Annotated in this window: 22 protein-coding genes; 11 read left to right on the top strand and 11 right to left on the bottom strand. The window is 73.0% G+C overall.

Features of this window, described 5'->3' with window-relative positions; all coding sequences use genetic code 11:
* Positions 1 to 119: 119 nt before the first annotated feature.
* Positions 120 to 464, bottom strand: coding sequence for a hypothetical protein (locus ACIRSU_RS24695; protein WP_403795923.1), 345 nt, complete (start codon positions 462 to 464; stop codon positions 120 to 122).
* 147 nt (positions 465 to 611) lie between these two features.
* On the opposite strand from ACIRSU_RS24695, the gene ACIRSU_RS24690 reads away from it, so the two are divergent.
* Positions 612 to 881 carry a hypothetical protein gene (locus tag ACIRSU_RS24690; protein WP_403795920.1) on the top strand — a complete coding sequence of 90 codons (270 nt, stop codon included), beginning with the start codon at positions 612 to 614 and terminating at the stop codon, positions 879 to 881.
* A 155-nt stretch (positions 882 to 1,036) separates the two neighbouring features.
* On the opposite strand, the gene hutH is transcribed toward ACIRSU_RS24690, so the two are convergent.
* From hutH to ACIRSU_RS24660, 6 genes are all read right to left on the bottom strand, one after another.
* On the bottom strand, positions 1,037 to 2,578 hold the full coding sequence (gene hutH / locus ACIRSU_RS24685; RefSeq protein WP_403796482.1) for a histidine ammonia-lyase: 1,542 nt from the start codon (positions 2,576 to 2,578) through the stop codon (positions 1,037 to 1,039).
* Positions 2,579 to 2,652: 74 nt separating this feature from the next.
* Complete coding sequence (locus ACIRSU_RS24680; protein WP_403795917.1) at positions 2,653 to 3,546, bottom strand: NmrA/HSCARG family protein; 894 nt, start codon at positions 3,544 to 3,546, stop codon at positions 2,653 to 2,655.
* A gap of 210 nt (positions 3,547 to 3,756) precedes the next feature.
* Positions 3,757 to 4,893 (bottom strand): diguanylate cyclase domain-containing protein, encoded by a 1,137-nt coding sequence (locus tag ACIRSU_RS24675; RefSeq protein ID WP_403795914.1) that lies wholly within the window; start codon positions 4,891 to 4,893, stop codon positions 3,757 to 3,759.
* A 137-nt stretch (positions 4,894 to 5,030) separates the two neighbouring features.
* A complete protein-coding gene (locus ACIRSU_RS24670) occupies positions 5,031 to 5,834 on the bottom strand; it encodes an enoyl-CoA hydratase/isomerase family protein (protein WP_403795911.1) in 804 nt (267 codons plus the stop codon).
* A 61-nt stretch (positions 5,835 to 5,895) separates the two neighbouring features.
* On the bottom strand, positions 5,896 to 7,050 hold the full coding sequence (locus ACIRSU_RS24665) for an adenylate/guanylate cyclase domain-containing protein (RefSeq protein WP_403795909.1): 1,155 nt from the start codon (positions 7,048 to 7,050) through the stop codon (positions 5,896 to 5,898).
* A 146-nt stretch (positions 7,051 to 7,196) separates the two neighbouring features.
* Entirely contained in the window at positions 7,197 to 8,045 is an 849-nt protein-coding gene (locus tag ACIRSU_RS24660; protein ID WP_403795906.1) for a biotin--[acetyl-CoA-carboxylase] ligase, read from the bottom strand.
* A 169-nt stretch (positions 8,046 to 8,214) separates the two neighbouring features.
* On the opposite strand from ACIRSU_RS24660, the gene ACIRSU_RS24655 reads away from it, so the two are divergent.
* Together ACIRSU_RS24655 and ACIRSU_RS24650 are read left to right on the top strand one after the other, a co-directional pair.
* Positions 8,215 to 9,828 (top strand): acyl-CoA carboxylase subunit beta, encoded by a 1,614-nt coding sequence (locus ACIRSU_RS24655; protein ID WP_403795903.1) that lies wholly within the window; start codon positions 8,215 to 8,217, stop codon positions 9,826 to 9,828.
* 29 nt (positions 9,829 to 9,857) lie between these two features.
* The gene (locus tag ACIRSU_RS24650; protein ID WP_403795900.1) at positions 9,858 to 10,070 is read left to right on the top strand and encodes an acyl-CoA carboxylase subunit epsilon; all 213 of its coding nucleotides are present in this window, start codon (positions 9,858 to 9,860) and stop codon (positions 10,068 to 10,070) included.
* A gap of 155 nt (positions 10,071 to 10,225) precedes the next feature.
* On the opposite strand, the gene ACIRSU_RS24645 is transcribed toward ACIRSU_RS24650, so the two are convergent.
* A complete protein-coding gene (locus tag ACIRSU_RS24645) occupies positions 10,226 to 11,611 on the bottom strand; it encodes an MFS transporter (RefSeq protein WP_403795897.1) in 1,386 nt (461 codons plus the stop codon).
* Positions 11,612 to 11,681: 70 nt separating this feature from the next.
* On the opposite strand from ACIRSU_RS24645, the gene ACIRSU_RS24640 reads away from it, so the two are divergent.
* The 3 genes from ACIRSU_RS24640 to ACIRSU_RS24630 all read left to right on the top strand — a co-directional run bounded on the left by ACIRSU_RS24640 (position 11,682) and on the right by ACIRSU_RS24630 (position 13,285).
* Positions 11,682 to 12,332, top strand: a complete 651-nt coding sequence (locus tag ACIRSU_RS24640; RefSeq protein ID WP_403795894.1) for a TetR/AcrR family transcriptional regulator — start codon at positions 11,682 to 11,684, stop codon at positions 12,330 to 12,332.
* 176 nt (positions 12,333 to 12,508) lie between these two features.
* Positions 12,509 to 12,634: a morphogenic membrane protein MmpB gene (gene mmpB / locus ACIRSU_RS24635; protein ID WP_403795891.1), complete on the top strand. Its 126-nt coding sequence runs from the start codon at positions 12,509 to 12,511 to the stop codon at positions 12,632 to 12,634.
* 45 nt (positions 12,635 to 12,679) lie between these two features.
* A complete protein-coding gene (locus ACIRSU_RS24630) occupies positions 12,680 to 13,285 on the top strand; it encodes a nucleoside triphosphate pyrophosphatase (RefSeq protein ID WP_403795888.1) in 606 nt (201 codons plus the stop codon).
* Between the two features lie 45 nt (positions 13,286 to 13,330).
* Here ACIRSU_RS24630 and ACIRSU_RS24625 read toward each other — a convergent pair whose 3' ends face one another.
* Positions 13,331 to 13,759 (bottom strand): hypothetical protein, encoded by a 429-nt coding sequence (locus ACIRSU_RS24625; RefSeq protein ID WP_403795886.1) that lies wholly within the window; start codon positions 13,757 to 13,759, stop codon positions 13,331 to 13,333.
* A gap of 387 nt (positions 13,760 to 14,146) precedes the next feature.
* Here ACIRSU_RS24625 and ACIRSU_RS24620 point away from each other — a divergent pair, with 387 nt between their 5' ends.
* Complete coding sequence (locus ACIRSU_RS24620; protein ID WP_403795883.1) at positions 14,147 to 15,901, top strand: acetyl/propionyl/methylcrotonyl-CoA carboxylase subunit alpha; 1,755 nt, start codon at positions 14,147 to 14,149, stop codon at positions 15,899 to 15,901.
* A gap of 100 nt (positions 15,902 to 16,001) precedes the next feature.
* Positions 16,002 to 16,547 carry a TetR/AcrR family transcriptional regulator gene (locus ACIRSU_RS24615; protein WP_403795880.1) on the top strand — a complete coding sequence of 182 codons (546 nt, stop codon included), beginning with the start codon at positions 16,002 to 16,004 and terminating at the stop codon, positions 16,545 to 16,547.
* A gap of 171 nt (positions 16,548 to 16,718) precedes the next feature.
* On the opposite strand, the gene ACIRSU_RS24610 is transcribed toward ACIRSU_RS24615, so the two are convergent.
* Positions 16,719 to 17,648 carry a DeoR family transcriptional regulator gene (locus tag ACIRSU_RS24610; protein ID WP_403796479.1) on the bottom strand — a complete coding sequence of 310 codons (930 nt, stop codon included), beginning with the start codon at positions 17,646 to 17,648 and terminating at the stop codon, positions 16,719 to 16,721.
* A gap of 214 nt (positions 17,649 to 17,862) precedes the next feature.
* On the bottom strand, positions 17,863 to 19,302 hold the full coding sequence (locus tag ACIRSU_RS24605) for an NAD(P)H-quinone dehydrogenase (protein WP_403795877.1): 1,440 nt from the start codon (positions 19,300 to 19,302) through the stop codon (positions 17,863 to 17,865).
* A gap of 207 nt (positions 19,303 to 19,509) precedes the next feature.
* Here ACIRSU_RS24605 and ACIRSU_RS24600 point away from each other — a divergent pair, with 207 nt between their 5' ends.
* The 3 genes from ACIRSU_RS24600 to ACIRSU_RS24590 all read left to right on the top strand — a co-directional run bounded on the left by ACIRSU_RS24600 (position 19,510) and on the right by ACIRSU_RS24590 (position 22,867).
* Positions 19,510 to 19,947 (top strand): gamma-glutamylcyclotransferase, encoded by a 438-nt coding sequence (locus ACIRSU_RS24600; RefSeq protein WP_403795874.1) that lies wholly within the window; start codon positions 19,510 to 19,512, stop codon positions 19,945 to 19,947.
* A gap of 170 nt (positions 19,948 to 20,117) precedes the next feature.
* Positions 20,118 to 20,921 carry a purine-nucleoside phosphorylase gene (locus tag ACIRSU_RS24595; RefSeq protein WP_403795871.1) on the top strand — a complete coding sequence of 268 codons (804 nt, stop codon included), beginning with the start codon at positions 20,118 to 20,120 and terminating at the stop codon, positions 20,919 to 20,921.
* A 293-nt stretch (positions 20,922 to 21,214) separates the two neighbouring features.
* Positions 21,215 to 22,867: a phospho-sugar mutase gene (locus tag ACIRSU_RS24590; RefSeq protein WP_403795868.1), complete on the top strand. Its 1,653-nt coding sequence runs from the start codon at positions 21,215 to 21,217 to the stop codon at positions 22,865 to 22,867.
* Positions 22,868 to 22,948 lie beyond the last annotated feature (81 nt).

The following is a 22,948-nucleotide window of genomic DNA, read 5'->3' as shown; positions in this document are numbered from 1 at the left end:
GGGGAACACCACTGATCAACACGCTCCTGTGGGGCATTCGGTTCCCGGCCCCTCCCCGGCACAGGCGAGGGCCCCGGGACGCGGCCGTCCCGGGGCCCTTCCCCGAAGGCCGGGGCGGGTCAGGTGCGGTTGGGTTCGTCGTCCTCCCACCCACCATCTTCGTCGTCGAGCTCCCACTCCATCGCATCGGGGTCGTACTCGATCTCCTCGCTGCTCCAGGACGCCTGCGCGACCTCGACGCCGGGCACGGTGGCGACCACGTCGAAGGGCTCCACGAGGTACGCGAGGGCCTCGGCGCTGTCCTCGGCGACGGCGGCCCGGGCGTGCGCGCGCTCCTCCTCCGGCAGGGCCGGGTCGGCGTCGATCCGGACGGCGGCGGCGTCGGCCAGCTCGGCGGGGCCGTCGATCTCCAGGACGAGATCGATGCGAAGCCGTACATAGCGTGATGTCTCGGAAGTGCTCATGGCCGGAGCGTAGAGCGCCGGACGGCCTCGGCTTTCCCGCGACCCGGTGTGTTCATTAGCATCGGCGCACCCACCGATTCGGGAGGCCGGTCACGGCTTCCTTTCGGGGTGTCAATTCACGGTTTCCGCAAGGGGGATCGAAAGAACGTGTCCGTCGCCCGACGCCCGCTGCTCACCGCCACCGCCGCGGGGACACTGCTCTGCGCGCTGTGGTTCGTGCCCAACGCGAACGCCACCGGCGAGAGCGGCAGATCGGATGCCCCGCAGTCGTCGGCGTCGGGCGACCAGGACGAGGGCCGGCTCGCGGAGACCGGCGGCCCGGTCACGACCTCGCACATCCTGGGCGGGACGCTGTTCCTGGGCACGGGGGCGGGCTTCGTGACGCTGGCGATGCGACGCGGCGGCCGGGCCTCCTGACCCACCGCATACGCAGGGGCCGCCCCCGGCGATCGGGCCTCCTGACCCACCGCATGCGCAACGGCCGCCCCCGGCGGCCGGGCCTCCTGACCCACCGCATGCGCAAGGGCCGCCCCCGGTGATCGGGGGCGGCCCTTCCGCACGGGACGGTCGCGTTACGCCAGCGGTCCGGTGACCGGCTCGACGGCGGCCACCACGCGGCCCTCACGGACGAAGGCGTCGGCGGCGGCCAGGTCGGGCGCGAGGAAGCGGTCCGGGCCGGGGCCCTCGACGCCGGCGGCGCGCAGCGCCTCGATGACGGCGGCGGAGGCCGGCGCCGGGGCCAGGCCGTGGCGCAGCTCGATGCCGCGGGTGGCGGCGTACAGCTCGACGGCGATGACCCGGTTGAGATTGCCGATAGCGGTGCGCAGCTTGCGGGCGGCGGACCAGCCCATGGAGACGTGGTCCTCCTGCATCGCCGAGGACGGGATGGAGTCGGCGGAGGCCGGGACGGCGAGCCGCTTCATCTCGCTGACCAGGGCGGCCTGCGTGTACTGGGCGATCATCAGGCCGGAGTCGACGCCGGCGTCGTCCGCGAGGAACGGCGGCAGGCCGTGCGAGCGGTTCTTGTCGAGGAGCCGGTCGGTGCGGCGCTCGGCGATGGAGGCGAGGTCGGCGGCGGCGATCGCGAGGAAGTCGAGGACGTACGCGACGGGGGCGCCGTGGAAGTTGCCGTTGGAGCGGACCGTGCCGTCGGCGAGGACGACCGGGTTGTCGACGGCGGCGGCCAGCTCGCGCTCGGCGACGGTCCGGGCGTGCGCCATGGTGTCGCGGCCGGCGCCGGCGACCTGCGGGGCACAGCGCACCGAGTAGGCGTCCTGGACGCGCGGGGCCTCGCCGCTCTGGTAGTGGCCGGTGAGCTCGGAACCCTTGAGCACGGCCAGCATGTTGGCGGCGGAGGCGGCCTGGCCGGGATGCGGGCGGATGGCGTGCAGCTCGGGCTCGAGGACCTTCTCGGTGCCGAGGAGGGCTTCGAGGGAGAGGGCGGCGGTGACGTCGGCCGACTTGTAGAGGACGTCGAGATCGGCGAGGGCCATGATCAGCATGCCGAGCATGCCGTCGGTGCCGTTGAGGAGGGCGAGGCCCTCCTTCTCCTTCAGCACGACGGGCTCGATGCCGGCGGCGGCGAGCAGCTCGCCGGCGGGCTTGATCTCGCCGTCGGGGCCCTCGGCGTCGCCCTCGCCCATGAGCGCGAGCGCGCAGTGGGAGAGCGGCGCGAGGTCGCCGGAGCAGCCGAGCGAGCCGTACTCGTGGACGACCGGGGTGATGCCCGCGTTGAGCACGTCGGCCATGGTCTGGGCGACCTCGGGGCGGACGCCGGTGTGGCCGGACGCGACCGTCTTGAGCCGCAGGAACATCAGCGCGCGGACGACCTCGCGCTCGACCCGCGGGCCCATGCCGGCGGCGTGCGAGCGGACGATGTTGCGCTGCAGCTGGGTGCGGAGGTCGTGGCCGATGTGCCGGGTGGCGAGCGCACCGAAGCCGGTGGAGACGCCGTAGACCGGCTCGGGCTGGGCGGCGAGCGCGTCGATGCTCGCGCGGGCGGTGGCGAGCGCCTTGACGGCGTCGGATGACAGCTCGACGCGCGCGCCGTGGCGGGCGACGTCGATGACGTCCTGCGGGGTGGTGCCGGACGTCCCAAGGACGACAGTCTGCATATCCATATTCAGCACCCTACGGACTGAAGAGCAACATGTCACTAGTCGGCCGGAAGTCGACCGTGGCTTCCGTCTCAGTCTGCGGCAACGGGGGCGAGGAGGCCGGTCCAGTCCTGGGCGGCGGCCCAGTCGGCGAAGGTGTGCCAGCCGACCTCGGGGTACGCGCGGCGCAGGCCGGCGACGTCCACGGCCAGGCCGTGCTCGGCGAAGTAGGCGAACATCGCCGCGAGGTCGGTGGAGTGCCTGCGCACCACATGGATCGGCACCTCGTGGTGCGCGATGGGCCGACCGGCGGCAGCGGCCAGGACCCGCGCCATGGCGTCGGGCGTCAGCTCGTCGGAGGCGATGTCGATCCGTCGCCCGGCGAACTCCGCGGGGCGCCGGAGGGCGAGCGCGGCGAAGGCGCCGATGTCGGCGGCGGGGATGAGCGTGAGCGGCACGTCGGCGGACATCGGCCAGGCGAAGGTGCCGTCACGGAGGGCTTCGAGCGTCCAGCCGTCGGTGTAGTTGTCCATGAAGGCGGCGGGCGCGATCACGGTCCAGTCCATGCCGGAGGCGCGGAGGTGCTGCTCGACAGCGTGCTTGCTGTCGTAGTGCGGCACGCCGGTGCCGCGGTCGGCGTGCGCGGCGGACGTGAACACGGTGTGCCCGACACCGGCGGCCGCGGCGGCGTCGACGAGCGCCCTGCCCTGCCGTATCTCGGTGGCGATGTCGGTGCCGAAGGGCGTGGTGACGGCGAAGAGCGCGTCCGCCCCGGCGAGCGCGGCGTCGAGCGAGGCGCGGTCGTCGAAGTCGGCCTTGCGGACCTCGGCACCGAGGACACGGAGGTCCTGGGCGGCGGGCGAGGCGGGGTCACGGGTGAGGGCGCGGACGTGGACGTCCTGACCGGCCTGACCTGCAGAGAGAAGGGCGCGGGCGGTGGCTCCACCCTGGGCGCCGGTGGCGCCGGTGACGGCGACGGTGAGCATGAGGAACCCCTTCGAGGGCGTAATTATCTGCGTGCCGCAATCTTTGCGACGCACAGACAATAACCCATTCGTCTGCGCGGCGCAGATTATTTAGCGGGCTCAGCGGCGGACGCAGCGACGAGGGCGGGGACGGGGACGGGCCGAGCACCCCTGATCCTGGAGGCACGACAGCGGAGTGGCGCACACCCACCACCCGCCCCCCTACCCGTGCTACCCGCACCCCTCCGTGCGCTCCGCCGGTGGTGCGTCGCGGAAGCGGCGGCGGTCCCTGGCTCCGGGCGGGGCGTCGGCGAGGGGGATCACCGTGCCGTCGCGGCCCGCGACGACGGGCTTGGCGGAGCGGGCGGCCTTGGCCTGGTACTGGGCGGCGTCGGCGAGGCGGAAGAGGCGGCGGGCGGACTTGAGCGGGCCGATCGGGTCGCCGGTGGACGCGACCCCGCAGGCGACGCCCTCGCCCAGCTCCAGCTCCGCCGCCCGTACGCACAGTTCCTCGGCGACGGCGACGACCTCGTCGGCCGTCGGGCCGACGGTCAGGAGGCAGAACTCGTCGCCGCCGAGGCGGGCCGCCAGCGCGCCGGGCAGCATCGCGCCGCACCGGGACAGCACGGAGCCGAACCGTTCGAGGAGACGGTCGCCGACGGCGTGGCCGTGGGTGTCGTTGACGCGCTTGAGGCCGTTGAGGTCGCAGACCATGAGGCTGACGACGGAGCCGTCGGCGCGGTAGCGCTCGATGGCCTCGTCGAGCCGGGTGTCGACGGCGCGGCGGTTGGCGAGGCCGGTGAGCGGGTCGGTGAAGGCCAGCTTGCGGACCTCCTCCAGGCGCTCGGCCTGGGCGATGCCGGCCGCGACCACCGCCGCGAGGACGGTCGCGAAGTCGGCCTCGTCCCGCGTGAAGGGCACCGCCCCGGCCGGCCGTGCCACGTACAGCTCGCCCCAGGCCCGGCCGTGCAGCACGATCGGCGCGACCACGCAGCAGCCGCGGCCGCGCCGGCGCAGGCCGGTGACCCGGCCGGTGGGGACCCGGTCGTCGGCGGTCTCCACCCAGGCGTCAGGCTCGCCACCGCCCGCCCAGTGCTCGTGCAGGAACTCGGTGATCTCCGGGAACTGGTGCACGGGGTACGTCTCGGAGTCCGGGAACTCCTCCTCCCCCACCGCCCGCTGCCCGGCGTTCACGAGCACCTTCAGCCGGCCGCGGTCCCGTTGCCAGACCGAGAGCGCGGCGAAGCTGCCGCCCAGCGCCCCACCGGCGCCGAGTGCGGCGGCCCGCCAGAACTCCCGTGGAGTGTGCGCCGCCGCCATCGCCTGTGCCAGCGCCACTACGGCCCGCAACCGCACATCCTCGCCCATTCCTCCAGCTTAGGGATGTTTGGTCTATTTTCCCCACTGAGACGTCACGGAAAGTTACATATAGTGAAAATCTGGAGCAATTGCACACAGAGAGCACGGATGGCCGGCCCCCGGAGTCCTGGAGCGGGCCCTGAGGCTCACTCGCCCGGCCACTCCGGCTTCCGCTTCTCGTTGAACGCCGCCACGCCCTCCGCGCGGTCGCCCGAGAACGCCACCGAACGCCAGGCGCCGTCCTCGACCTCCAGGCCGGCCCGCAGGTCCAGGCCCACGCCGAGCCGCATCGCCTTCTTGGCGGCGCGCAGGCCGACCGGCGAGTTGGCCGCGATCCGGCCGGCCAGCTCCAGGGCGGCGGTCCGGGCGTCGTCCTCCAGGAGGTCCACCATGCCGAGCTCGCGGGCCTCGGCGGCCTCCACCCGGCGCGCCGTGAAGACCAGCTCGGCGGCGCGGGCCGCGCCCACCCGGCGCGGCAGCAGCTGCGTGCCGCCGCCGCCCGGGATCACGCCGACCGAGACCTCGGGCAGGCCGACGACGGTGGTCGCGTCGGCCACGATCACGTCGCAGGACAGCGCCAGCTCGTAACCGCCGCCGAGCGCGAAGCCGTGCACGGCCGCCACGGTCGGCATGGGCAGCTCCAGAACGCCGGTGTACGCGGCGCGGGCGACGGGGCGCTGGCGGACCAGGTCGGCGTCGCTGAAGGAGTTGCGCTCCTTGAGGTCGGCGCCGACGCAGAAGGCCCGGTCGTTCGACGAGGTCAGCACGGTGACGCGGACCGCCGGGTCGGCGGCGAGCGCGGCGCAGGCTGCGCCGATGGAGCGGGCCATCTCCGAGGAGACCGCGTTCATCGCCTTGGGCCGGTCGAGGACGAGCTCGGCGACATGACCGCGCTCGTCCCGCCGGATCACGACGAACTCACCAAAACGCTGCTCGGACTGCTCGGACATGGCCGTACACCCTCCCGGTCGAAGCCAGTTAACGCCTGTTAACGGCTGTTCACCGGAGATCTTAGGTCGGACGGCGGCTCAGCAGCCAGGGCTCCACCACACCCAGTCCGCGCACCGGCCGCTGCCACATCGGCTGGAGCGCGAAGCGGTACGACGGGGCCGGCTCGCCCTCCTTGTCGGCCCGGGCGGCCTCCTCCGCCGCCTGCGTCTCGGAGACGGGCGCCTCGCCGGTGCGGGTCAGCTCCTCGGCGAGGGCGCTGTCGACGAGGACGGCGTCCTTGGGCGCTATCGAGGTGAGCCGGCTGGCCAGGTTGACGGTGGTGCCGAAGACGTCGCCCATCCGGGTCGTGACGGTGCCGAAGGAGAGGCCGACCCGGAGCGCGGGCATGGTCTCGTCGTGGCCGAGGGTCTCGATGAGCCGCAGCCCGATCTCGGCGGCGGTGCCGGCGTCGTCGGCCGCGTACAGGACCTCGTCGCCGAGGGTCTTGATCAGGCGGCCGCCGTGCGCGGCGACCAGGTCGGCGCAGGTGGTCTCGAAGGCCTCGACGAGTTCACCGAGCTCCTCCTCCTCCAGGCGCCGGGTGAGCCGGGTGAAGCCGACGAGGTCGGCGAAGCCGACGGCGAGCCGGCGGTCGACCATCTCCTCGTCGTCGGCGGCCTGCACGACCCGGCCGGTGGCGGCGGCGAGCTGGCGGCGCCACACGTAGATGAGGAACTCCTCCAGCTCGGGCAGGAGCAGCTCGACGAGGGGGTACGTGACCTCGGTGCGGGTCATGCCCGGCTCGGGCGGCTCGGTGAGGCCCTCCAGGAAGGAGTCGATCTGCCACTCGGCGAGCCGGGCGGTGGTCTGTCCGGTGGAGCGGGCGACCTGCACGGCCATCGGCTCGCTGAGCAGTCCGGCCTCGACGAGACCGGCGAGCCGGCGCAGCGCGAGCACGTCGGCCTCGGTGAGCGCCTTGGCCTGGCCGATGTCGGCGAAGCCCATGGCGCGCCAGAAGCGGGAGGCGAGCTCCATGGAGACGCCGGCGGTGCGGGCGGCCTGGAAGGGGGTGTAGCGGCGGTCGGCGCCGAGGATCAGCTGTTCCAGGCGGATCGCGAGGGGGTCGTCGGTCGGCTCCACCGTGTGGTCGACCACATGGTGGGGCGTGGGATAGGTGGGGTTCGCGGCCGGCTGTTCGGCCGCGGCGTCGCCGTTGTCCGCGTCGTCGACGGTCACCGGCCGCCTCCTGCCCGTTCCCTGCCCACTTGCCCTGCCGATCTGTCGCATGGATCGCGGTCAACGATACGACAGGTGTGTGCTGGCTCACGCCCTCACCGCACCAGGATCGGGCGTGAGCCGTGCGGAAGGTCAGCCGGCGGGGCTCACGCGGCCCTCAGATGGACGATGTCGCCGGCCGCCACGGCCTCGGTGCCGCCGCCCTCGGTCTCGACGACGAGCCGTCCGTCGCCGTCGACGGCGACGGCCTCGCCCTCCAGCATGCGTTCGCCGGGCAGGTCGGCGCGGACCCGGCGGCCGAGGGTGGCGCAGGACTTCGTGTACGCGTCCAGGAGCCCGGAGGCGGCCGGGTCGCCGTCGGCCCGCACCCAGTCGCCGTACCACTGCTCCAGGGAGCGCAGGACGGCCCGCAGCAGGGTGTCGCGGTCGGTGGAGACGGCGTCGGCGAGGAGGAGGGAGCCCGCGGCCGGGACGGGGAGCTCGTCGGCGCGGAGGGTGACGTTGAGGCCGAGACCGACGACGACGCCGTCGCCGCCGGCCCGCTCGGCGAGGATGCCGCCGGTCTTGCGTTCCTCGCCGGCGACATTCACGAGCAGGTCGTTGGGCCACTTGAGGGAGAGGTCGACGCCGGCGGCCTTGGCCAGGCCGGTGGCGGCGGCCACGCCGGTGAGCAGCGGCAGCCAGCCCCAGCGGTGCACGGGCGCGGCGGGCTTGAGCAGGACGGAGACGAAGAGGCCGGAGCGGGCGGGGGCGGTCCAGGTGCGGTCGAGACGGCCGCGTCCCGAGGTCTGCTCCTCGGCGACGAGCACGGCGCCTTCGGGGAGTTCGCCGACGCGGGCGGCCAGGTCGGAGTTGGTGGAGCCGGTGGTCTCGACGACGTCGAGGGAGGTCCACAGGCCCCCGGGGAGGACGAGCGCGTTGCGCAGGGCGGAAGCGTTGAGCGGGGGGCGGTCGAGGTCGGACCAGCGGCCCGCTGAGTCTTGGGAGGACGTCATGCAAGTCAGCGTAGGTGTGGCAAACGCCGCACTGCGTGAACCGTGAGGGCGCCGATACGCTACGACGCAGTAGCCAAGGAGTAGTCCTCCGTAGTCCATTCGTGGTCACTTCGCGGGTCGGTTCGCATTCCACGAGACCCCCCGTGACCAGGCAGGGAGCCGCATCCCGATGTCCGAGCCGGCAGAGCACAACGAGATCGACATTCACACGACCGCGGGCAAGATCGCGGATCTGGAGCGCCGGATCGGCGAGGCCACCCACGCCGGTTCCGCGCGCGCCGTGGAGAAGCAGCACGCGAAGGGGAAGCTGACCGCGCGCGAGCGCATCGCACTGCTGCTCGACGAAGGTTCGTTCGTGGAGCTGGACGAGCTGGCCCGGCACCGCTCCAGCAACTTCGGCCTGGAGAAGAACCGCCCGTACGGCGACGGTGTCGTCACCGGCTACGGCACGGTGGACGGCCGCCCGGTCGCCGTCTTCTCGCAGGACTTCACCGTCTTCGGCGGTGCCCTCGGCGAGGTCTTCGGCCAGAAGATCATCAAGGTGATGGACTTCGCGCTGAAGACCGGCTGCCCGGTCATCGGCATCAACGACTCCGGCGGCGCCCGCATCCAGGAGGGCGTCAGCGCGCTGGGCATGTACGGCGAGATCTTCCGCCGCAACACCCACGCCTCCGGCGTGATCCCGCAGATCTCGCTGATCGTCGGCCCGTGCGCCGGCGGCGCGGTCTACTCCCCCGCGATCACCGACTTCACGGTGATGGTCGACCAGACCTCGCACATGTTCATCACGGGCCCCGACGTCATCAAGACGGTGACCGGCGAGGACGTCGGCTTCGAGGAGCTGGGCGGCGCCCGCACCCACAACTCCACGTCCGGCGTGGCCCACCACATGGCGGGCGACGAGAAGGACGCGATCGAGTACGTCAAGTCCCTGCTGTCGTACCTGCCTTCGAACAACCTGTCCGAGGCGCCCGCCTTCCCGGAGGCGGCCGACACCGAGGTGACGGACGAGGACCGCGAGCTCGACACGCTGATCCCGGACTCCGCGAACCAGCCGTACGACATGCACACCGTCATCGAGCACGTCCTCGACGACGGCGAGTTCCTGGAGACCCAGGCCCTGTTCGCGCCGAACATCCTCACCGGCTTCGGCCGCGTCGAGGGCTTCCCGGTCGGCGTCGTCGCCAACCAGCCGATGCAGTTCGCCGGTTGCCTCGACATCGGCGCCTCGGAGAAGGCCGCGCGCTTCGTGCGCACCTGCGACGCCTTCAACATCCCGGTGCTCACCTTCGTCGACGTGCCGGGCTTCCTGCCGGGCGTCGGCCAGGAGCACGAGGGCATCATCCGGCGCGGCGCGAAGCTGATCTACGCGTACGCCGAGGCGACCGTCCCGCTGATCACCGTCATCACCCGCAAGGCCTTCGGCGGCGCGTACGACGTCATGGGCTCCAAGCACCTCGGCGCCGACCTCAACCTGGCCTGGCCGACCGCCCAGATCGCGGTCATGGGCGCGCAGGGCGCGGTCAACATCCTGCACCGGCGCACGCTCGCCGAGGCGGAGGCGAACGGCGAGACCGCCGAGGAAATCGCGGCGTTGCGCACGCGGCTGATCCAGGAGTACGAGGACACGCTGCTCAACCCGTACATCGCGGCCGAGCGCGGCTACATCGACGGGGTCATCCTGCCGTCCGAGACCCGCGCGCAGGTCGTCAAGGGCCTGCGTCAGCTGCGCACGAAGCGGGAATCCCTGCCCCCGAAGAAGCACGGCAACATCCCGCTCTAGCCGCTGTCGACCCTCGGGAGGGACACACGATGATCAAGGTCGTACGAGGAAACCCGACCCCGGAGGAGCTGGCCGCCGCACTGGCGGTGGTCCAGGCCCGGGCCGCGGCCACGGCGGCGGCGGCCGCCGCGGGCAGCGGTCCGAGGGTGCCCGAGGGCTGGTCGGACCCGGCCCGGATCGCGCGCAACGTCCGGCCCCGGCCGGGCCCGCGGTCGTGGGCGCGGTCCTACTGGCCGGTGTAGGGATTTTCGTCCGGTGAAGGCCGGGCCCCCTGTGCGGGGTCCGGCCTTCGGCATGCCCGGAACCACACGGCGGCGGAAACCGGCGATCCGCGGGAAGAGGGCCTTCCACCGGGCGTCGGACCCGACCGGTGGAAGGCCCTCTTCCCGCAGCTCGACTACCGCCCCTCCTGCTGACGGGGCTTCCTCAGGAACAGGGCGGCGGCGAGCACCCCCGCGAGGACGACGGCCGCGTTGACCAGGACCGCTCGGCCGAGGCCGGCCGGCAGGGTGGTGCCGGTGACGACGACGGCGCTCATCACCGGCGTGCCGAGCGTGATGCCGATCTGCTGCGTCATCGTGGCGATGCCGGTGGCCATGCCCTGCTCGGCGTCGGGGAGTCCCGAGGTCGCGGTGACCATGAAGCCGACGATCGCCAGCATGTTGCCGACGCCGCCCGCGAAGGTCGCGGCGAGCAGCACGCCGTACGAGGGGTCGACGAGGGCGAGGGTGGCGGCGGCCTGGAGCGCTCCGCCGGCGATCAGGGCCGTACGGGCCGAGAAGCGGCCGATGAAGCGCGGGGCGAGCAGTCCGCCGAGGACCGTGCCCGCGCCGAGGACGCCGAAGGAGAGGCCGGCGGCGAGCGGTGAGAAGCCGAGCACCTCCTGGAGGTGCAGGGTCATCAGGAAGACCAGCGAGGTCTCGGTGGCGAAGGCGACGAGGCCGGCGAGGTTGCCCCAGACGACGGTGCGGCGCTTCAGGACGCGGACCGGTACGAGGGGGGCCGCGGCCCGGCGCTCGACGAGGACGAACGCGGTGAGCAGGACGGCCGCGGCGGCGAGGGCGCCGAGGGTGACGGCGTCGGTCCAGCCGCGCTCGCCAGCCGCGGTGAGCCCGTACACGAGGGCGAGCAGGCCGCCGGTGACGGTGATCGCGCCGGGCACGTCGAGCCGCGGGCGGTCGGCCGGGCGGCTCTCCCGCAGTACGACGGGGGCGACGAGGAGGACGGCGAGCGCGACGGGCACGTTGATGAAGAAGGCCCAGCGCCAGGAGAGCAGGTCGGTGAGCACCCCGCCGAGGACGGCACCGGTCGTGAAGCCTGCTGACATCAGGGCCCCGTTGAGGCCGAGCGCCCGGTCGCGCAGCGGCCCCTCGGGGAAGGCGGAGGTGAGCAGCGAGAGCCCGGCGGGGGTGACGGCGGCGGTGGCGAGGCCCTGGGCGACGCGCGCGGCCATCAGCGTCTCCGGGCCGGTGGCGAGCCCTCCGGCGAGGGAGGCGGCGCCGAGGACGGCCATGCCGCCGAGGAAGATCCGGCGGCGGCCGACGAGGTCCGCGACCCGCCCGAAGAACAGCGTGAAGCCGGCGGCGGCGAGCGCGAAGGCGGTCGCGATCCACTGGAGGCCGCCCGTGCTGAAGCCCAGGCCCCGGCCGATGACGGGCAGGGCGACGTTCAGGATCGAGAAGTCGACGGCCAGCATGAACTGGGCGACAAGAAGGACGACGAGGACGAGTCGCATCCGCCCGGCGAGCCGGGGGGCGACGGTGGGAACATCGAGCGCAACCATGAACAGGGCCCCTTAATGGGAAGCTGGTTCCGTTAAGATGTCCCAGACGGTAGCAGAGCAAGAGTCGTTAATGGAACAGGAGACCCGTTTGAGCGAGAGCCTGCCGGCCGAGCCCGGCACCGTGCGCCCCGGCGGCCGTACCGCGAAGGTCCGCAGGGCCGTCCTCGACGCGACCGAGGACGCCCTGGTGACCGCGGGCTTCCACACCCTGAACATGGATCAGATCGCCGCGAGCGCGGGCGTCGGCAAGACCACCGTCTACCGCCGCTGGGGCTCCCCCGTCGGGCTCGTCACCGACCTGCTGCGCGACATGGCCGAGCGCTCACTGCCGTCCGCCGACACCGGCAGCCTGGCGGGCGACCTCCAGGCCAACGCCGACCTGGTGCACGACTCGCTGACCGACCCCCGGCTCGCCGCCCTCTTCCGCGCCGTGATCGCGGCGGCGGCCTGCGACCCGGTCTGCGCGAGCGCCCTGCGCGGCTTCTACCGCACCCGGCTGGCCGAATGGGCCCCCGTCGTGAGCCGGGCGGTGGACCGCGGCGAGCTCGCCGCCGACATCGACGCCCTCGAACTCCTCCGGGCCGTCTCGGCGCCGCTCTACTACCGCTTCGCGATCAGCCGCGAGGAGCTGCGGCCCGCCGACGCGGAGCGGGCCGTGGTCGCCGCGCTCGCCGCGGCGGCGGCCGGCGCGTTCGCCCGCACGCGCGACGGACGGGACTAGCGCGAAGGACGGGACCGGCCGCACGGACGGGACGCCCCCACGGCGGGGACGCCCCCACGGAGGGGACCAGCCCGACGGGCGGGACGAGCCCGACGGACAGGATCAGTCCATACGCGCAGGGCGCTTGAGTACCCGTACTCAGGCGCCCCGGCGCTCCGGGCCCGAGGATCGGGGGCATGCTCTGGTCCGACCCCGACGACGAGCCGCCGGAGGAACTCCACGACATGGCGGCGATGCTGCGCCGCGCGGGCGTCGTCCTCGCCCTGGCGATGGTGGTCCTCATGTTCATCGTCGGCAGGTGAGGGCTGATCAGGGCGCGCCCCGGACGGGCTCGCTACGCTGCTGCCATGACTGCTGATCGCCGCCGTGTCGTGCTCGCCTCCGCCTCCCCCGCCCGGCTCGGACTGCTCCGGCAGGCCGGCCTCGCCCCCGAGGTGATGGTGAGCGGGGTCGACGAGGACAAGGTGCACGCGCCGACCCCGGCCGATCTGGCCCTCGCCCTCGCCGAGGCCAAGGCCGCCCACGTGGCCGCGCGGCCCGAGGCGATGGGCGCCCTGGTGATCGGCTGCGACTCGGTCCTGGAGCTGGACAAGCAGGCGCTCGGCAAGCCGGCCGACGCCGAGGAGGCCGTCGCGCGCTGGAAGTCGATGCGCGGCCGGGTCGGCATCCTCCAGACGGGCCACTGCGTGTACGACACGACGGCCAAGCGCTACGAGTCGGCCACCGCCTCCACCGTCGTCCGCTTCGGCGAGCCCACGGACGCCGAGATCGCCGCGTACGTGGCGAGCGGCGAACCGCTGCACGTGGCGGGCGCGTTCACGCTCGACGGGCGGTCGGCTCCGTTCATCGACGGCATCGACGGCGACCCGGGCAACGTCATCGGCCTCTCGCTGCCGCTGCTCCGCCGCCTGCTGGCGAAGCTGGACGTCGCGATCACCGACCTCTGGACCTGAACCTGACGGGCTTACGGGCCTCAAGGATGACCGGCCCGACCGGCCCTACGCCGCGGCTGGGGCTTCCCCGGAAGGTCCGGCCGCGGTCTCGCCGTACGCCACCAGCGTGAGCACGATCAGGCCGACCACCAGCATCAGGAACGCGAAGGCCGCCCAGCCGAGCAGCCCGACCGCGACCGCGCCGAGGACGCCGTGCACCACCGCGCAGCCGACGAGCAGGACGCGCCCGGGGCGGCCGGGGCGGCGGTCGCGTATCCCGGCGATCAGCGGGACCAGGCCGCAGAGCAGCAACAGCGCGCCGGAGACGAGGCCGAGGCCCCAGGTGCCGCGGTACATCAGCTCGGGGTCGAGCCCGTTGAGGGACATCGACTGGCCCCGCACGAAACGGGCCATGACCGCGTTGATCGCCACGATCCCCGGCGCCTCCAGGAAGAGCACCGCCGCCGTCACGAGCGCTATCGGTCTTCGGGCCACCTCGGCCACCCCCCTGAACGACTGCTGTTACCTGCGGTACGCAGGCCAACAGGAAGGCTACTGGCCGGTAAAACCTCGGACAAGGGTTCGCGCCACGCGGGCGAACTCCGGGACACGCCCCGGGCCACGGGCAAAGAATGGTTGCGCCATTCGTAGGGACTCCACAAAGAAACCCATTTGGCGACTGGTATCGGGAACAGAGACCTGCGCCACACCTCGGAGCTACTGTGCCGTCAAGAATCCCTGCGTACCGTGGTGCGACAAGGGATTTCACGACCCGAGCAAGCCTGGCATCACGCTCCGTGTGGGCAAGCTCACCACTGGGGACGGGTCGAAAGGCCGTGTCGGCAGTCCCTAAACTCAGCTTGTTTCAAGGAGGGAGCCATCGTGCGCAAGGTGCTCATCGCCAACCGTGGCGAAATCGCTGTCCGCGTCGCCCGGGCCTGCCGGGACGCCGGGATCGCCAGCGTAGCCGTCTACGCCGATCCGGACCGGGACGCTCTGCACGTCCGCGCGGCCGACGAGGCGTTCGCCCTGGGCGGTGACACCCCGGCCACCAGTTACCTGGACATGGCCAAGGTGCTCCAGGCCGCGGCGGACTCCGGTGCCGACGCGATCCACCCGGGTTACGGCTTCCTCTCCGAGAACGCCGACTTCGCCCAGGCCGTGATCGACGCCGGCCTCACCTGGATCGGCCCGCCGCCGCAGGCCATTCGCGACCTCGGTGACAAGGTCGCCGCCCGCCACATCGCGCAGCGCGCCGGCGCCCCGCTGGTCGCCGGCACCCCGGACCCGGTCTCGGGCGCCGAGGAGGTCGTCGCCTTCGCCGAGGCCAACGGCCTGCCGATCGCCATCAAGGCCGCCTTCGGCGGCGGTGGCCGCGGTCTGAAGGTCGCCCGCACCCTCGAAGAGGTGCCGGAGCTCTACGACTCCGCCGTCCGCGAGGCCGTCGCCGCCTTCGGCCGCGGCGAGTGCTTCGTCGAGCGCTACCTCGACAAGCCGCGTCACGTCGAGACCCAGTGCCTCGCCGACCAGCACGGCAACGTGGTCGTCGTCTCCACCCGTGACTGCTCGCTGCAGCGCCGCCACCAGAAGCTCGTCGAGGAGGCCCCCGCGCCGTTCCTGACGGACGAGCAGAACGCGCAGCTGTACGCCGCGTCCAAGGCCATCCTCAAGGAGGCCGGCTACGTCGGCGCCGGCACCGTCGAGTTCCTCGTCGGTGTCGACGGCACGATCTCCTTCCTGGAGGTCAACACCCGCCTCCAGGTCGAGCACCCGGTCACCGAAGAGGTCACCGGCATCGACCTGGTCCGCGAGATGTTCCGGATCGCCGACGGCGAGGAGCTCGGCTACGGCGACCCGGCCGTCCGCGGTCACTCCTTCGAGTTCCGCATCAACGGCGAGGACCCGGGCCGCAACTTCCTCCCGGCGCCCGGCACCGTCACCGTCTTCGAGCCGCCGACCGGCCCCGGCGTCCGCCTGGACGCGGGCGTCGAGTCCGGCTCGGTCATCGGCCCGGCCTGGGACTCGCTGCTCGCCAAGCTGATCGTCACCGGCGCCACCCGCGAGCAGGCGCTGCAGCGCGCCGCCCGCGCGCTCGCCGAGTTCAAGGTCGAGGGCATGGCCACGGCCATCCCGTTCCACCAGGCCGTCGTGGTCGACCCGGCGTTCACCGCCGACCCGTTCCGCGTCCACACCCGGTGGATCGAGACCGAGTTCGTCAACGAGATCAAGCCGTTCGCCCCGGCGGGCGGCGAGGCCGACGAGGACGAGACCGGCCGCGAGACGATCGTCGTCGAGGTCGGCGGCAAGCGCCTGGAGGTCTCCCTGCCGTCGTCGCTGGGCATGACCCTGGCCCGGACCGGCCTGGCCGCGGGCGCCAAGCCGAAGCGCCGCGCCGCCAAGAAGTCCGGCCCGACGGCTTCCGGCGACACCCTCGCCTCCCCGATGCAGGGCACCATCGTCAAGGTGGCCGTCGAGGAGGGCGCCGAGGTCCAGGAGGGCGACCTGATCGTCGTCCTGGAGGCCATGAAGATGGAGCAGCCGCTCAACGCGCACAAGGCCGGCACCGTGAAGGGCCTGTCCGCCGAGGTCGGCGCCTCCATCACGTCCGGCGCCGCGATCTGCGAGATCAAGGACTGATCCCGGCCCCGGTTCCGACCGGGGTACGGTACGAAGGGCCCGCAGGCATCCACCGCCTCCGGGCCCTTCGTGACACCAGAGCCCTGCGGAGGGAGTACGGATGCGAGCGGACGCGCGCCGCAACCGCGAGCGGCTGCTCGCCGAGGCCCGTGCCGCCTTCGCCGCGCACGGCACCGACGCCTCCCTGGAGGACATCGCGCGCCGCGCCGGGGTCGGCATCGGAACCCTCTACCGGCACTTCCCCAGCCGCGAGGCGCTGCTCGGCGCCGTCTTCCAGGACGCCCTCGCCGCGCTCCTCCACCGCTCCGCGGAGCTGGCCGAGGACCCGGACCCGTGCGCCGCGCTGATGACCTGGCTGCGCACCCTGATCGCCCACGCGAGCGAGTACCGCGGCCTCTCGATCGCGCTCATGTCGGCCTCGCCCGACGGGAGTTCGGCGCTCTCCGAGTGCCGGGGGCCGCTGCGCGCGGCGGGCACCCGACTGCTCGACCGGGCCCGCACGGCGGGCACGGTGCGCGCGGACGTGCCCATCGGCGACCTGATCCAGCTCACCAACGCGATCGCCCTGGCCGCCGAACGCTCCCCGGACGACCCTGGGTTGGCGGACCGCCTGCTCGACCTGACGGTACGCGGCCTCAAGCCGTAACGCGGCCCGTACGAGAGCTCCGGGCCGCACGAGAAGCCTGCCCCGTGCGCGAGTACGCGAGCAACGCCCGTACGAGAGCCCCGCCCCGTGCACGAGCCCCTGCCCGTACGAGAGCCCCGCCCCGTGCACGAGCCCCTGCCCGTACGCGAGCCCCGCCCCGTACGTGAGCTGTCAGCGGCGGCGCATGTCCGCGACCCGGGCCGCCCGTTCGGGCGCGAGCATCTCGCCGGGGAGGCCGCCCGGGCCGCCGCGGAACTGGCCGCCGGGGAGCCGGCCGCGCTGCCCGGGGAGCGGGACGTCACGGCGCGGACGGCCGCCGCCCGGTGGGTGCGGCTCGCTCGCGTGCGCGGGGGCGCCGGTGCCGGCCACGGCGATCTGGACGCCCTGGTCGGCGAGGGCCTGGAGCTCGGTGGCGGCGCGCTCGTCGTGGACCGGGGGCTCGTCGGTGACCAGACGGGTGATCACGTCGGTCGGCACCGTCTGGAACATGGTGTCGGTGCCGAGCTTGGTGTGGTCGGCGAGCACCACGACCTCCGCCGCCGCCTGCACGAGCGCCCGGTCCACGCTCGCGGAGAGCATGTTGGACGTGGACAGGCCGCGCTCGGCGGTCAGTCCGCTGCCCGAGAGGAAGGCCCGGGAGACCCTCAGCCCCTGGAGCGACTGCTCGGCCCCGCTGCCCACGAGCGCGTAGTTGGAGCCGCGCAGGGTGCCGCCGGTCATGACGACCTCGACCCGGTTGGCGTGGGCGAGGGCCTGGGCGACGAGCAGCGAGTTGGTGACGACAGTGAGCCCGGGCACCCGGGCGAGCCGGCGCGCCAGCTCCTGCGTGGTGGTGCCCGCGCCGACGACGATGGCCTCGCCCTCCTCGACGAGGGTCGCGGCGACGTCCGCGATGGCGGTCTTCTCGGCGGTCGCGAGATGGGATTTCTGCGGGAAGCCGGACTCTCGCGTGAGTCCGCCCGGCAGTACCGCACCGCCGTGCCGGCGGTCGAGGAGTCCTTCTGCCTCCAGTGCCCGCACGTCTCGCCGTACGGTCACTTCTGAGGTCTGGACGACGCGGGCGAGCTCGCGGAGCGACACGGCTCCATTGGCACGCACCATTTCGAGGATCAACTGGCGACGTTCTGCAGCGAACACGAAACCGACAGTAACGTGACCCACGGCACTTTGGGCAGAAATGCAGAAGTTGCACACAGACGGGGCCCTCAAGTGATATGAGGGACCCCGCCGTTGATCGTTCTATGCCCCGGCTTGCCGGGGGTTGTCCGAGTCGGCGAACCGTTCCCGCAGGCGGGAGCGGTCGCCGACGCCGGTGCTACGCCTCGCCCGCGGTCTTTCGGGTGTGCAACTGCCGTGCCACTTCCGCGATCGAGCCCGACAGGGAGGGGTACACGGTGAAAGCATTTGCGATCTGTTCGACCGTCAGATTGTTGTCGACCGCGATCGAGATCGGGTGGATCAGCTCGCTCGCGCGCGGGGCGACGACACAGCCGCCGACCACGATCCCGGTGCCCGGGCGGCAGAAGATCTTGACGAAGCCGTCCCGGATGCCCTGCATCTTGGCGCGGGGGTTGCGCAGCAGCGGCAGCTTGACGACCCGGGCCTCGATCTTGCCCGCGTCCACGTCGGCCTGCGTGTATCCGACGGTGGCGATCTCGGGGTCGGTGAAGACGTTGGAGGAGACCGTCTTCAGGTTGAGCGGGGTCACCGCGTCGCCGAGGAAGTGGTACATGGCGATGCGTCCCTGCATGGCCGCCACCGAGGCGAGCGCGAAGACACCGGTGACGTCACCGGCCGCGTAGACACCGGGGGCGGTGGTGCGGGACACCTTGTCGGTCCAGATGTGCCCGGAGTCCTTCAGCCGGACGCCGGCCTCCTCCAGGCCCATGCCCGCGGTGTTGGGGATGGCGCCGACCGCCATGAGGCAGTGCGTGCCGGAGATGACCCGGCCGTCGGAGAGGGTGACCTCGACCCGGTCTCCCACCCGCTTGGCAGACTCGGCGCGGGAGCGGGCCATGACGTTCATGCCACGGCGCCGGAACACGTCCTCCAGGACGGCGGCCGCGTCCGGGTCCTCGCCCGGCAGGACGCGGTCGCGGCTGGAAACGAGCGTGACGCGGGAGCCGAGGGCCTGGTAGGCGCCGGCGAACTCGGCACCGGTGACACCGGAACCGACCACGATGAGCTCCTCGGGGAGCTCCTTGAGGTCGTAGACCTGGGTCCAGTTCAGGATCCGCTCGCCGTCCGGCTTGGCGTCCGGCAGCTCGCGCGGGTGCCCGCCGGTGGCGATCAGGACGGCGTCCGCGGTCAGCGTCTCCTCGCTGCCGTCGGCGGCCGTGACGACCACCTGGCGCGAGCCGTCGAGCGCCTGCCGCCCGTCGAGCCGGCCGCGGCCGCGCAGCACGCGGGCGCCGGCCCGGGTCACGGACGCGGTGATGTCGTGCGACTGGGCGAGCGCGAGCCGCTTCACACGCCGGTTCACCTTGCCCAGGTCCACGCCGACCACGCGGGCGGACTGCTCCAGGGGCGGGGTGTCGTCGGCGACGATGATGCCCAGCTCCTCGTACGAGGAGTCGAAGGTGGTCATCACCTCGGCGGTGGCGATCAGGGTCTTGGAGGGGACGCAGTCGGTCAGGACGGACGCGCCGCCGAGGCCGTCGCAGTCGACGACGGTCACCTCCGCGCCGAGCTGGGCGCCCACGAGGGCCGCCTCGTATCCGCCGGGTCCGCCGCCGATGATCACGATCCGGGTCACTGGGATCTACGCCTCGCGCTCTCGTTCTGCCGGGGGGTCACCCCGCTGGGCTGCAGTGCGTACGCCATTGTCCCGCACGCTTCAAGTGCGTAACCCATTGTCGCGTACGCGCGGCCGGGTCACGCGCCAGGGGGCGGGCGGCCCCCCTCCGTCCGGGCCCACCTCGGACTTCCGCGGCCGCCCCGCCCCTCCCGTACCCTCGACCCCATGTCGCTCTACGCCGCGTACGCCGGCAACCTCGACGCGCGGCTGATGAGCCGCCGCGCACCGCACTCGCCGCTGCGCGGCACCGGCTGGCTGAACGGCTGGCGGCTGACCTTCGGCGGGGAGCAGATGGGCTGGGAGGGAGCGCTCGCCACGATCGTGGAGGCGCCGCGCTCCCAGGTCTTCGTCGCGCTGTACGACATCGCGCCGATGGACGAGGACTCGATGGACCGCTGGGAGGGCGTCGGCCTCGACATCTACCGGCGGATGCGGGTGCGCGTGCACACGCTGGACGGGGACGAGCCGACCTGGGTGTACGTGCTGAACGCGTACGAGGGCGGGCTGCCCTCGGCCCGCTACCTGGGCGAGATCGCGGACGCGGCGGAGTCGGCCGGGGCGCCGCACGACTACGTGATGGAGCTGCGCAAGCGCCCCTGCTGAAGCGGAGCGGAACCGTCCCTTCAGCGCCCTTGTCGGAAACGACAAGACAACGATCGCAGGTCCGTGCGCGCCGTCATCTACGCGCGTAGGAATTCTCGGGCTAGGCTGCTGCGCGAATCGAATCCGTCCGGGGCTCCCCTCGGACCCCCCTCCCCGAGGCGAGAGACTCAGTGAACGCCACTACCACCCCGTACGAGGCCGCCGAGGCCGCCGCCGCGCGCCTGCGCGAGCTGACCGGTGTCGAGAACCACGACGTCGCCCTGGTCATGGGCTCCGGCTGGGCCCCCGCCGTCGACGCGCTCGGCGCCCCCGAGGCCGAGTTCCCGGTCACCGAGCTGCCCGGCTTCCCGCCGCCGGCCGTCGAGGGCCACGGCGGCAAGATCCGCTCGTACAAGATCGGCGAGAAGCGCGCCCTGGTCTTCCTCGGCCGCACCCACTACTACGAGGGCCGCGGTGTCGCCGCCGTCGCGCACGGCGTCCGCACCGCCGTCGCCGCCGGCTGCAAGACCGTCGTCCTCACCAACGGCTGCGGCGGCCTGCGCGAGGGCATGCGCCCCGGCCAGCCGGTCCTCATCAGCGACCACCTCAACCTCACGGCCGCCTCGCCGATCGAGGGCGCGAACTTCGTCGACCTGACCGACCTGTACTCGCCGCGGCTGCGCGCGCTGTGCAAGGAGGTCGACGAGACGCTGGAGGAGGGCGTGTACGTCCAGTTCCCCGGCCCGCACTACGAGACCCCGGCCGAGATCAACATGGTCCGCGTCCTGGGCGGCGACCTCGTCGGCATGTCCACGGTCCTCGAGGCGATCGCCGCCCGCGAGGCCGGCGCGGAGGTCCTCGGCATCTCCCTCGTCACCAACCTCGCCGCGGGGCTCTCGGGCGAGCCGCTGAACCACGAGGAGGTCCTCCAGGCGGGCCGCGACTCGGCGGCGCGCATGGGCGAGCTGCTCACGCGGGTGCTCGACCGGATCTGAGTCCTCCCGCACCCCGCCCCTTCCCGAAACCGGGGGCAAGCCCCCAGACCCCGGACGGCCTGCGGCCGTGCCCTCGATCGCCGGGCGGGCTGGTTTCGCCCGCTCGGCGAAAACCAGCCCCGCCCGGGGGTCCCCCCACGCCGCCAGGCGTAGGGGGAGTTCGAGGCGCGGGGGTCCGGGGGCGGAGACCCCGGTTAGGGGAAGGGGCGGGGCGGGGAAAGGCTCCGCGCAGCGGCACCCGCACCCCTTCCCGCCGCCCACAACCACCCGCACCCCCCGAAAGGCACACCACCGTGACGCAGGACGACCTCCTCGCCCGGGCCCAGGCGTGGCTCGCCGAGGACCCCGACCAGGAGACCCGCGACGAACTCGGCGCGCTCCTCGACCGCGGGGACACCGACGAGCTCGCCATCCGCTTCGCCGGCACGCTGCAGTTCGGCACCGCCGGGCTCCGTGGCGAGCTCGGCGCGGGGCCGATGCGGATGAACCGCGCCGTGGTCATCCGCGCCGCCGCGGGCCTCGCCGCGTACCTCAAGGCGAAGGGGCAGACCGGCGGCCTCGTGGTCATCGGCTACGACGCCCGCTACAAGTCCGCCGACTTCGCGCGCGACACGGCCGCCGTGATGATTGGCGCGGGCCTGCGCGCCGCGCTGCTCCCGCGGCCGCTGCCGACGCCCGTCCTGGCGTACGCGATAAGGCATCTGGGTGCCGTCGCGGGCGTCGAGGTGACCGCGAGTCACAACCCGCCGCGGGACAACGGCTACAAGGTGTACCTGGGCGACGGCTCGCAGATCGTGCCGCCCGCCGACGCGGAGATCGCCGCCGAGATCGCCGCGGTGCGCGCGCTCGCCGACGTACCGCGCCCGGACAGCGGGTGGGAGACCCTCGGCGACGAGGTCCTGGAGGCGTACCTGGAGCGGACGGACGCGGTCCTGACGCCCGGCTCGCCCCGTGGCGTACGGACCGTCTACACGGCCATGCACGGCGTCGGCAAGGAGGTGCTGACGGCGGCGTTCGCCCGGCACGGCTTCCCGCCGCCGGCGCTGGTCGCCGAGCAGGCCGAGCCGGACCCGGCGTTCCCGACGGTCGCGTTCCCGAACCCGGAGGAGCCGGGCGCGATGGACCTCGCCTTCGAGGCGGCGCGGGCCGTGGACCCGGACATCGTGATCGCGAACGACCCGGACGCGGACCGCTGCGCGGTGGCCGTGCCGGACGCCGCCGTCGAGGGCGGCTGGCGGATGCTCCGCGGCGACGAGGTGGGCGCCCTGCTCGCCGCGCACCTGGTGCACAAGGGCGCGCGGGGCGTGTTCGCCGAGTCGATCGTGTCGTCGTCCCTGCTCGGCCGGATCGCGGAGGCCGCGGGCGTCGGCTACGAGGAGACGCTGACCGGCTTCAAGTGGATCGCCCGCGTCGAGGGCCTGCGGTACGGCTACGAGGAGGCGCTCGGCTACTGCGTCGACCCGGAGGGCGTCCGCGACAAGGACGGCATCACGGCGGCGCTGCTCGTCGCCGAGCTGGCCTCGGTGCTGAAGGAGCAGGGCCGCACGCTCACCGACCTGCTCGACGACCTGGCGGTGGCGCACGGTCTGCACGCCACGGACCAGCTGTCGGTGCGCGTCGAGGACCTGACCGTCATCGCGAACGCGATGACGGCGCTGCGCGAGAAGCCTCCGGTGCGGCTGGCCGGCCTGACGGTCGTCTCGGCGGAGGACCTGACGAAGGGCACGGAGTCGCTGCCGCCGACCGACGGTCTGCGCTACCACCTGGAGGGCGCGTACAAGGCCCGGGTGATCGTCCGCCCGTCCGGCACCGAGCCCAAGCTCAAGTGCTACCTGGAGGTCGTGGTCCCGGTCGCCGACGCGAGCGGGCTGGCGACGGCCCGCGCGACGGCCGCCGAGGTCCTCTCCTCGGTCAAGAAGGACCTGGCCGAGGCCGCGGGGCTGTGATCCGCGTCTGACGCCCGTCGGAGGGCCCGTACGGAACCGGTTTCCGTACGGGCCCTCCGGCGTTCCCCTGCGGGTGAATCG

The sequence above is a fragment of the Streptomyces sp. NPDC101160 genome (assembly GCF_044768205.1).
Taxonomy (GTDB): domain Bacteria; phylum Actinomycetota; class Actinomycetes; order Streptomycetales; family Streptomycetaceae; genus Streptomyces.
This window is presented reverse-complemented; position numbering and strand designations above follow the sequence as displayed.

Coding starts and splice junctions, on each gene's coding strand:
- ACIRSU_RS24695 (WP_403795923.1), bottom strand. CDS start 464: ATGAGCACTTCCGAGACATCACGCTATGTACGGCTTCGCATCGATCTC.
- hutH (WP_403796482.1), bottom strand. CDS start 2,578: ATGCAGACTGTCGTCCTTGGGACGTCCGGCACCACCCCGCAGGACGTC.
- ACIRSU_RS24680 (WP_403795917.1), bottom strand. CDS start 3,546: ATGCTCACCGTCGCCGTCACCGGCGCCACCGGCGCCCAGGGTGGAGCC.
- ACIRSU_RS24675 (WP_403795914.1), bottom strand. CDS start 4,893: ATGGGCGAGGATGTGCGGTTGCGGGCCGTAGTGGCGCTGGCACAGGCG.
- ACIRSU_RS24670 (WP_403795911.1), bottom strand. CDS start 5,834: ATGTCCGAGCAGTCCGAGCAGCGTTTTGGTGAGTTCGTCGTGATCCGG.
- ACIRSU_RS24660 (WP_403795906.1), bottom strand. CDS start 8,045: ATGACGTCCTCCCAAGACTCAGCGGGCCGCTGGTCCGACCTCGACCGC.
- ACIRSU_RS24655 (WP_403795903.1), top strand. CDS start 8,215: ATGTCCGAGCCGGCAGAGCACAACGAGATCGACATTCACACGACCGCG.
- ACIRSU_RS24650 (WP_403795900.1), top strand. CDS start 9,858: ATGATCAAGGTCGTACGAGGAAACCCGACCCCGGAGGAGCTGGCCGCC.
- ACIRSU_RS24645 (WP_403795897.1), bottom strand. CDS start 11,611: ATGGTTGCGCTCGATGTTCCCACCGTCGCCCCCCGGCTCGCCGGGCGG.
- ACIRSU_RS24640 (WP_403795894.1), top strand. CDS start 11,682: ATGGAACAGGAGACCCGTTTGAGCGAGAGCCTGCCGGCCGAGCCCGGC.
- mmpB (WP_403795891.1), top strand. CDS start 12,509: ATGCTCTGGTCCGACCCCGACGACGAGCCGCCGGAGGAACTCCACGAC.
- ACIRSU_RS24630 (WP_403795888.1), top strand. CDS start 12,680: ATGACTGCTGATCGCCGCCGTGTCGTGCTCGCCTCCGCCTCCCCCGCC.
- ACIRSU_RS24615 (WP_403795880.1), top strand. CDS start 16,002: ATGCGAGCGGACGCGCGCCGCAACCGCGAGCGGCTGCTCGCCGAGGCC.
- ACIRSU_RS24610 (WP_403796479.1), bottom strand. CDS start 17,648: ATGGTGCGTGCCAATGGAGCCGTGTCGCTCCGCGAGCTCGCCCGCGTC.
- ACIRSU_RS24600 (WP_403795874.1), top strand. CDS start 19,510: ATGTCGCTCTACGCCGCGTACGCCGGCAACCTCGACGCGCGGCTGATG.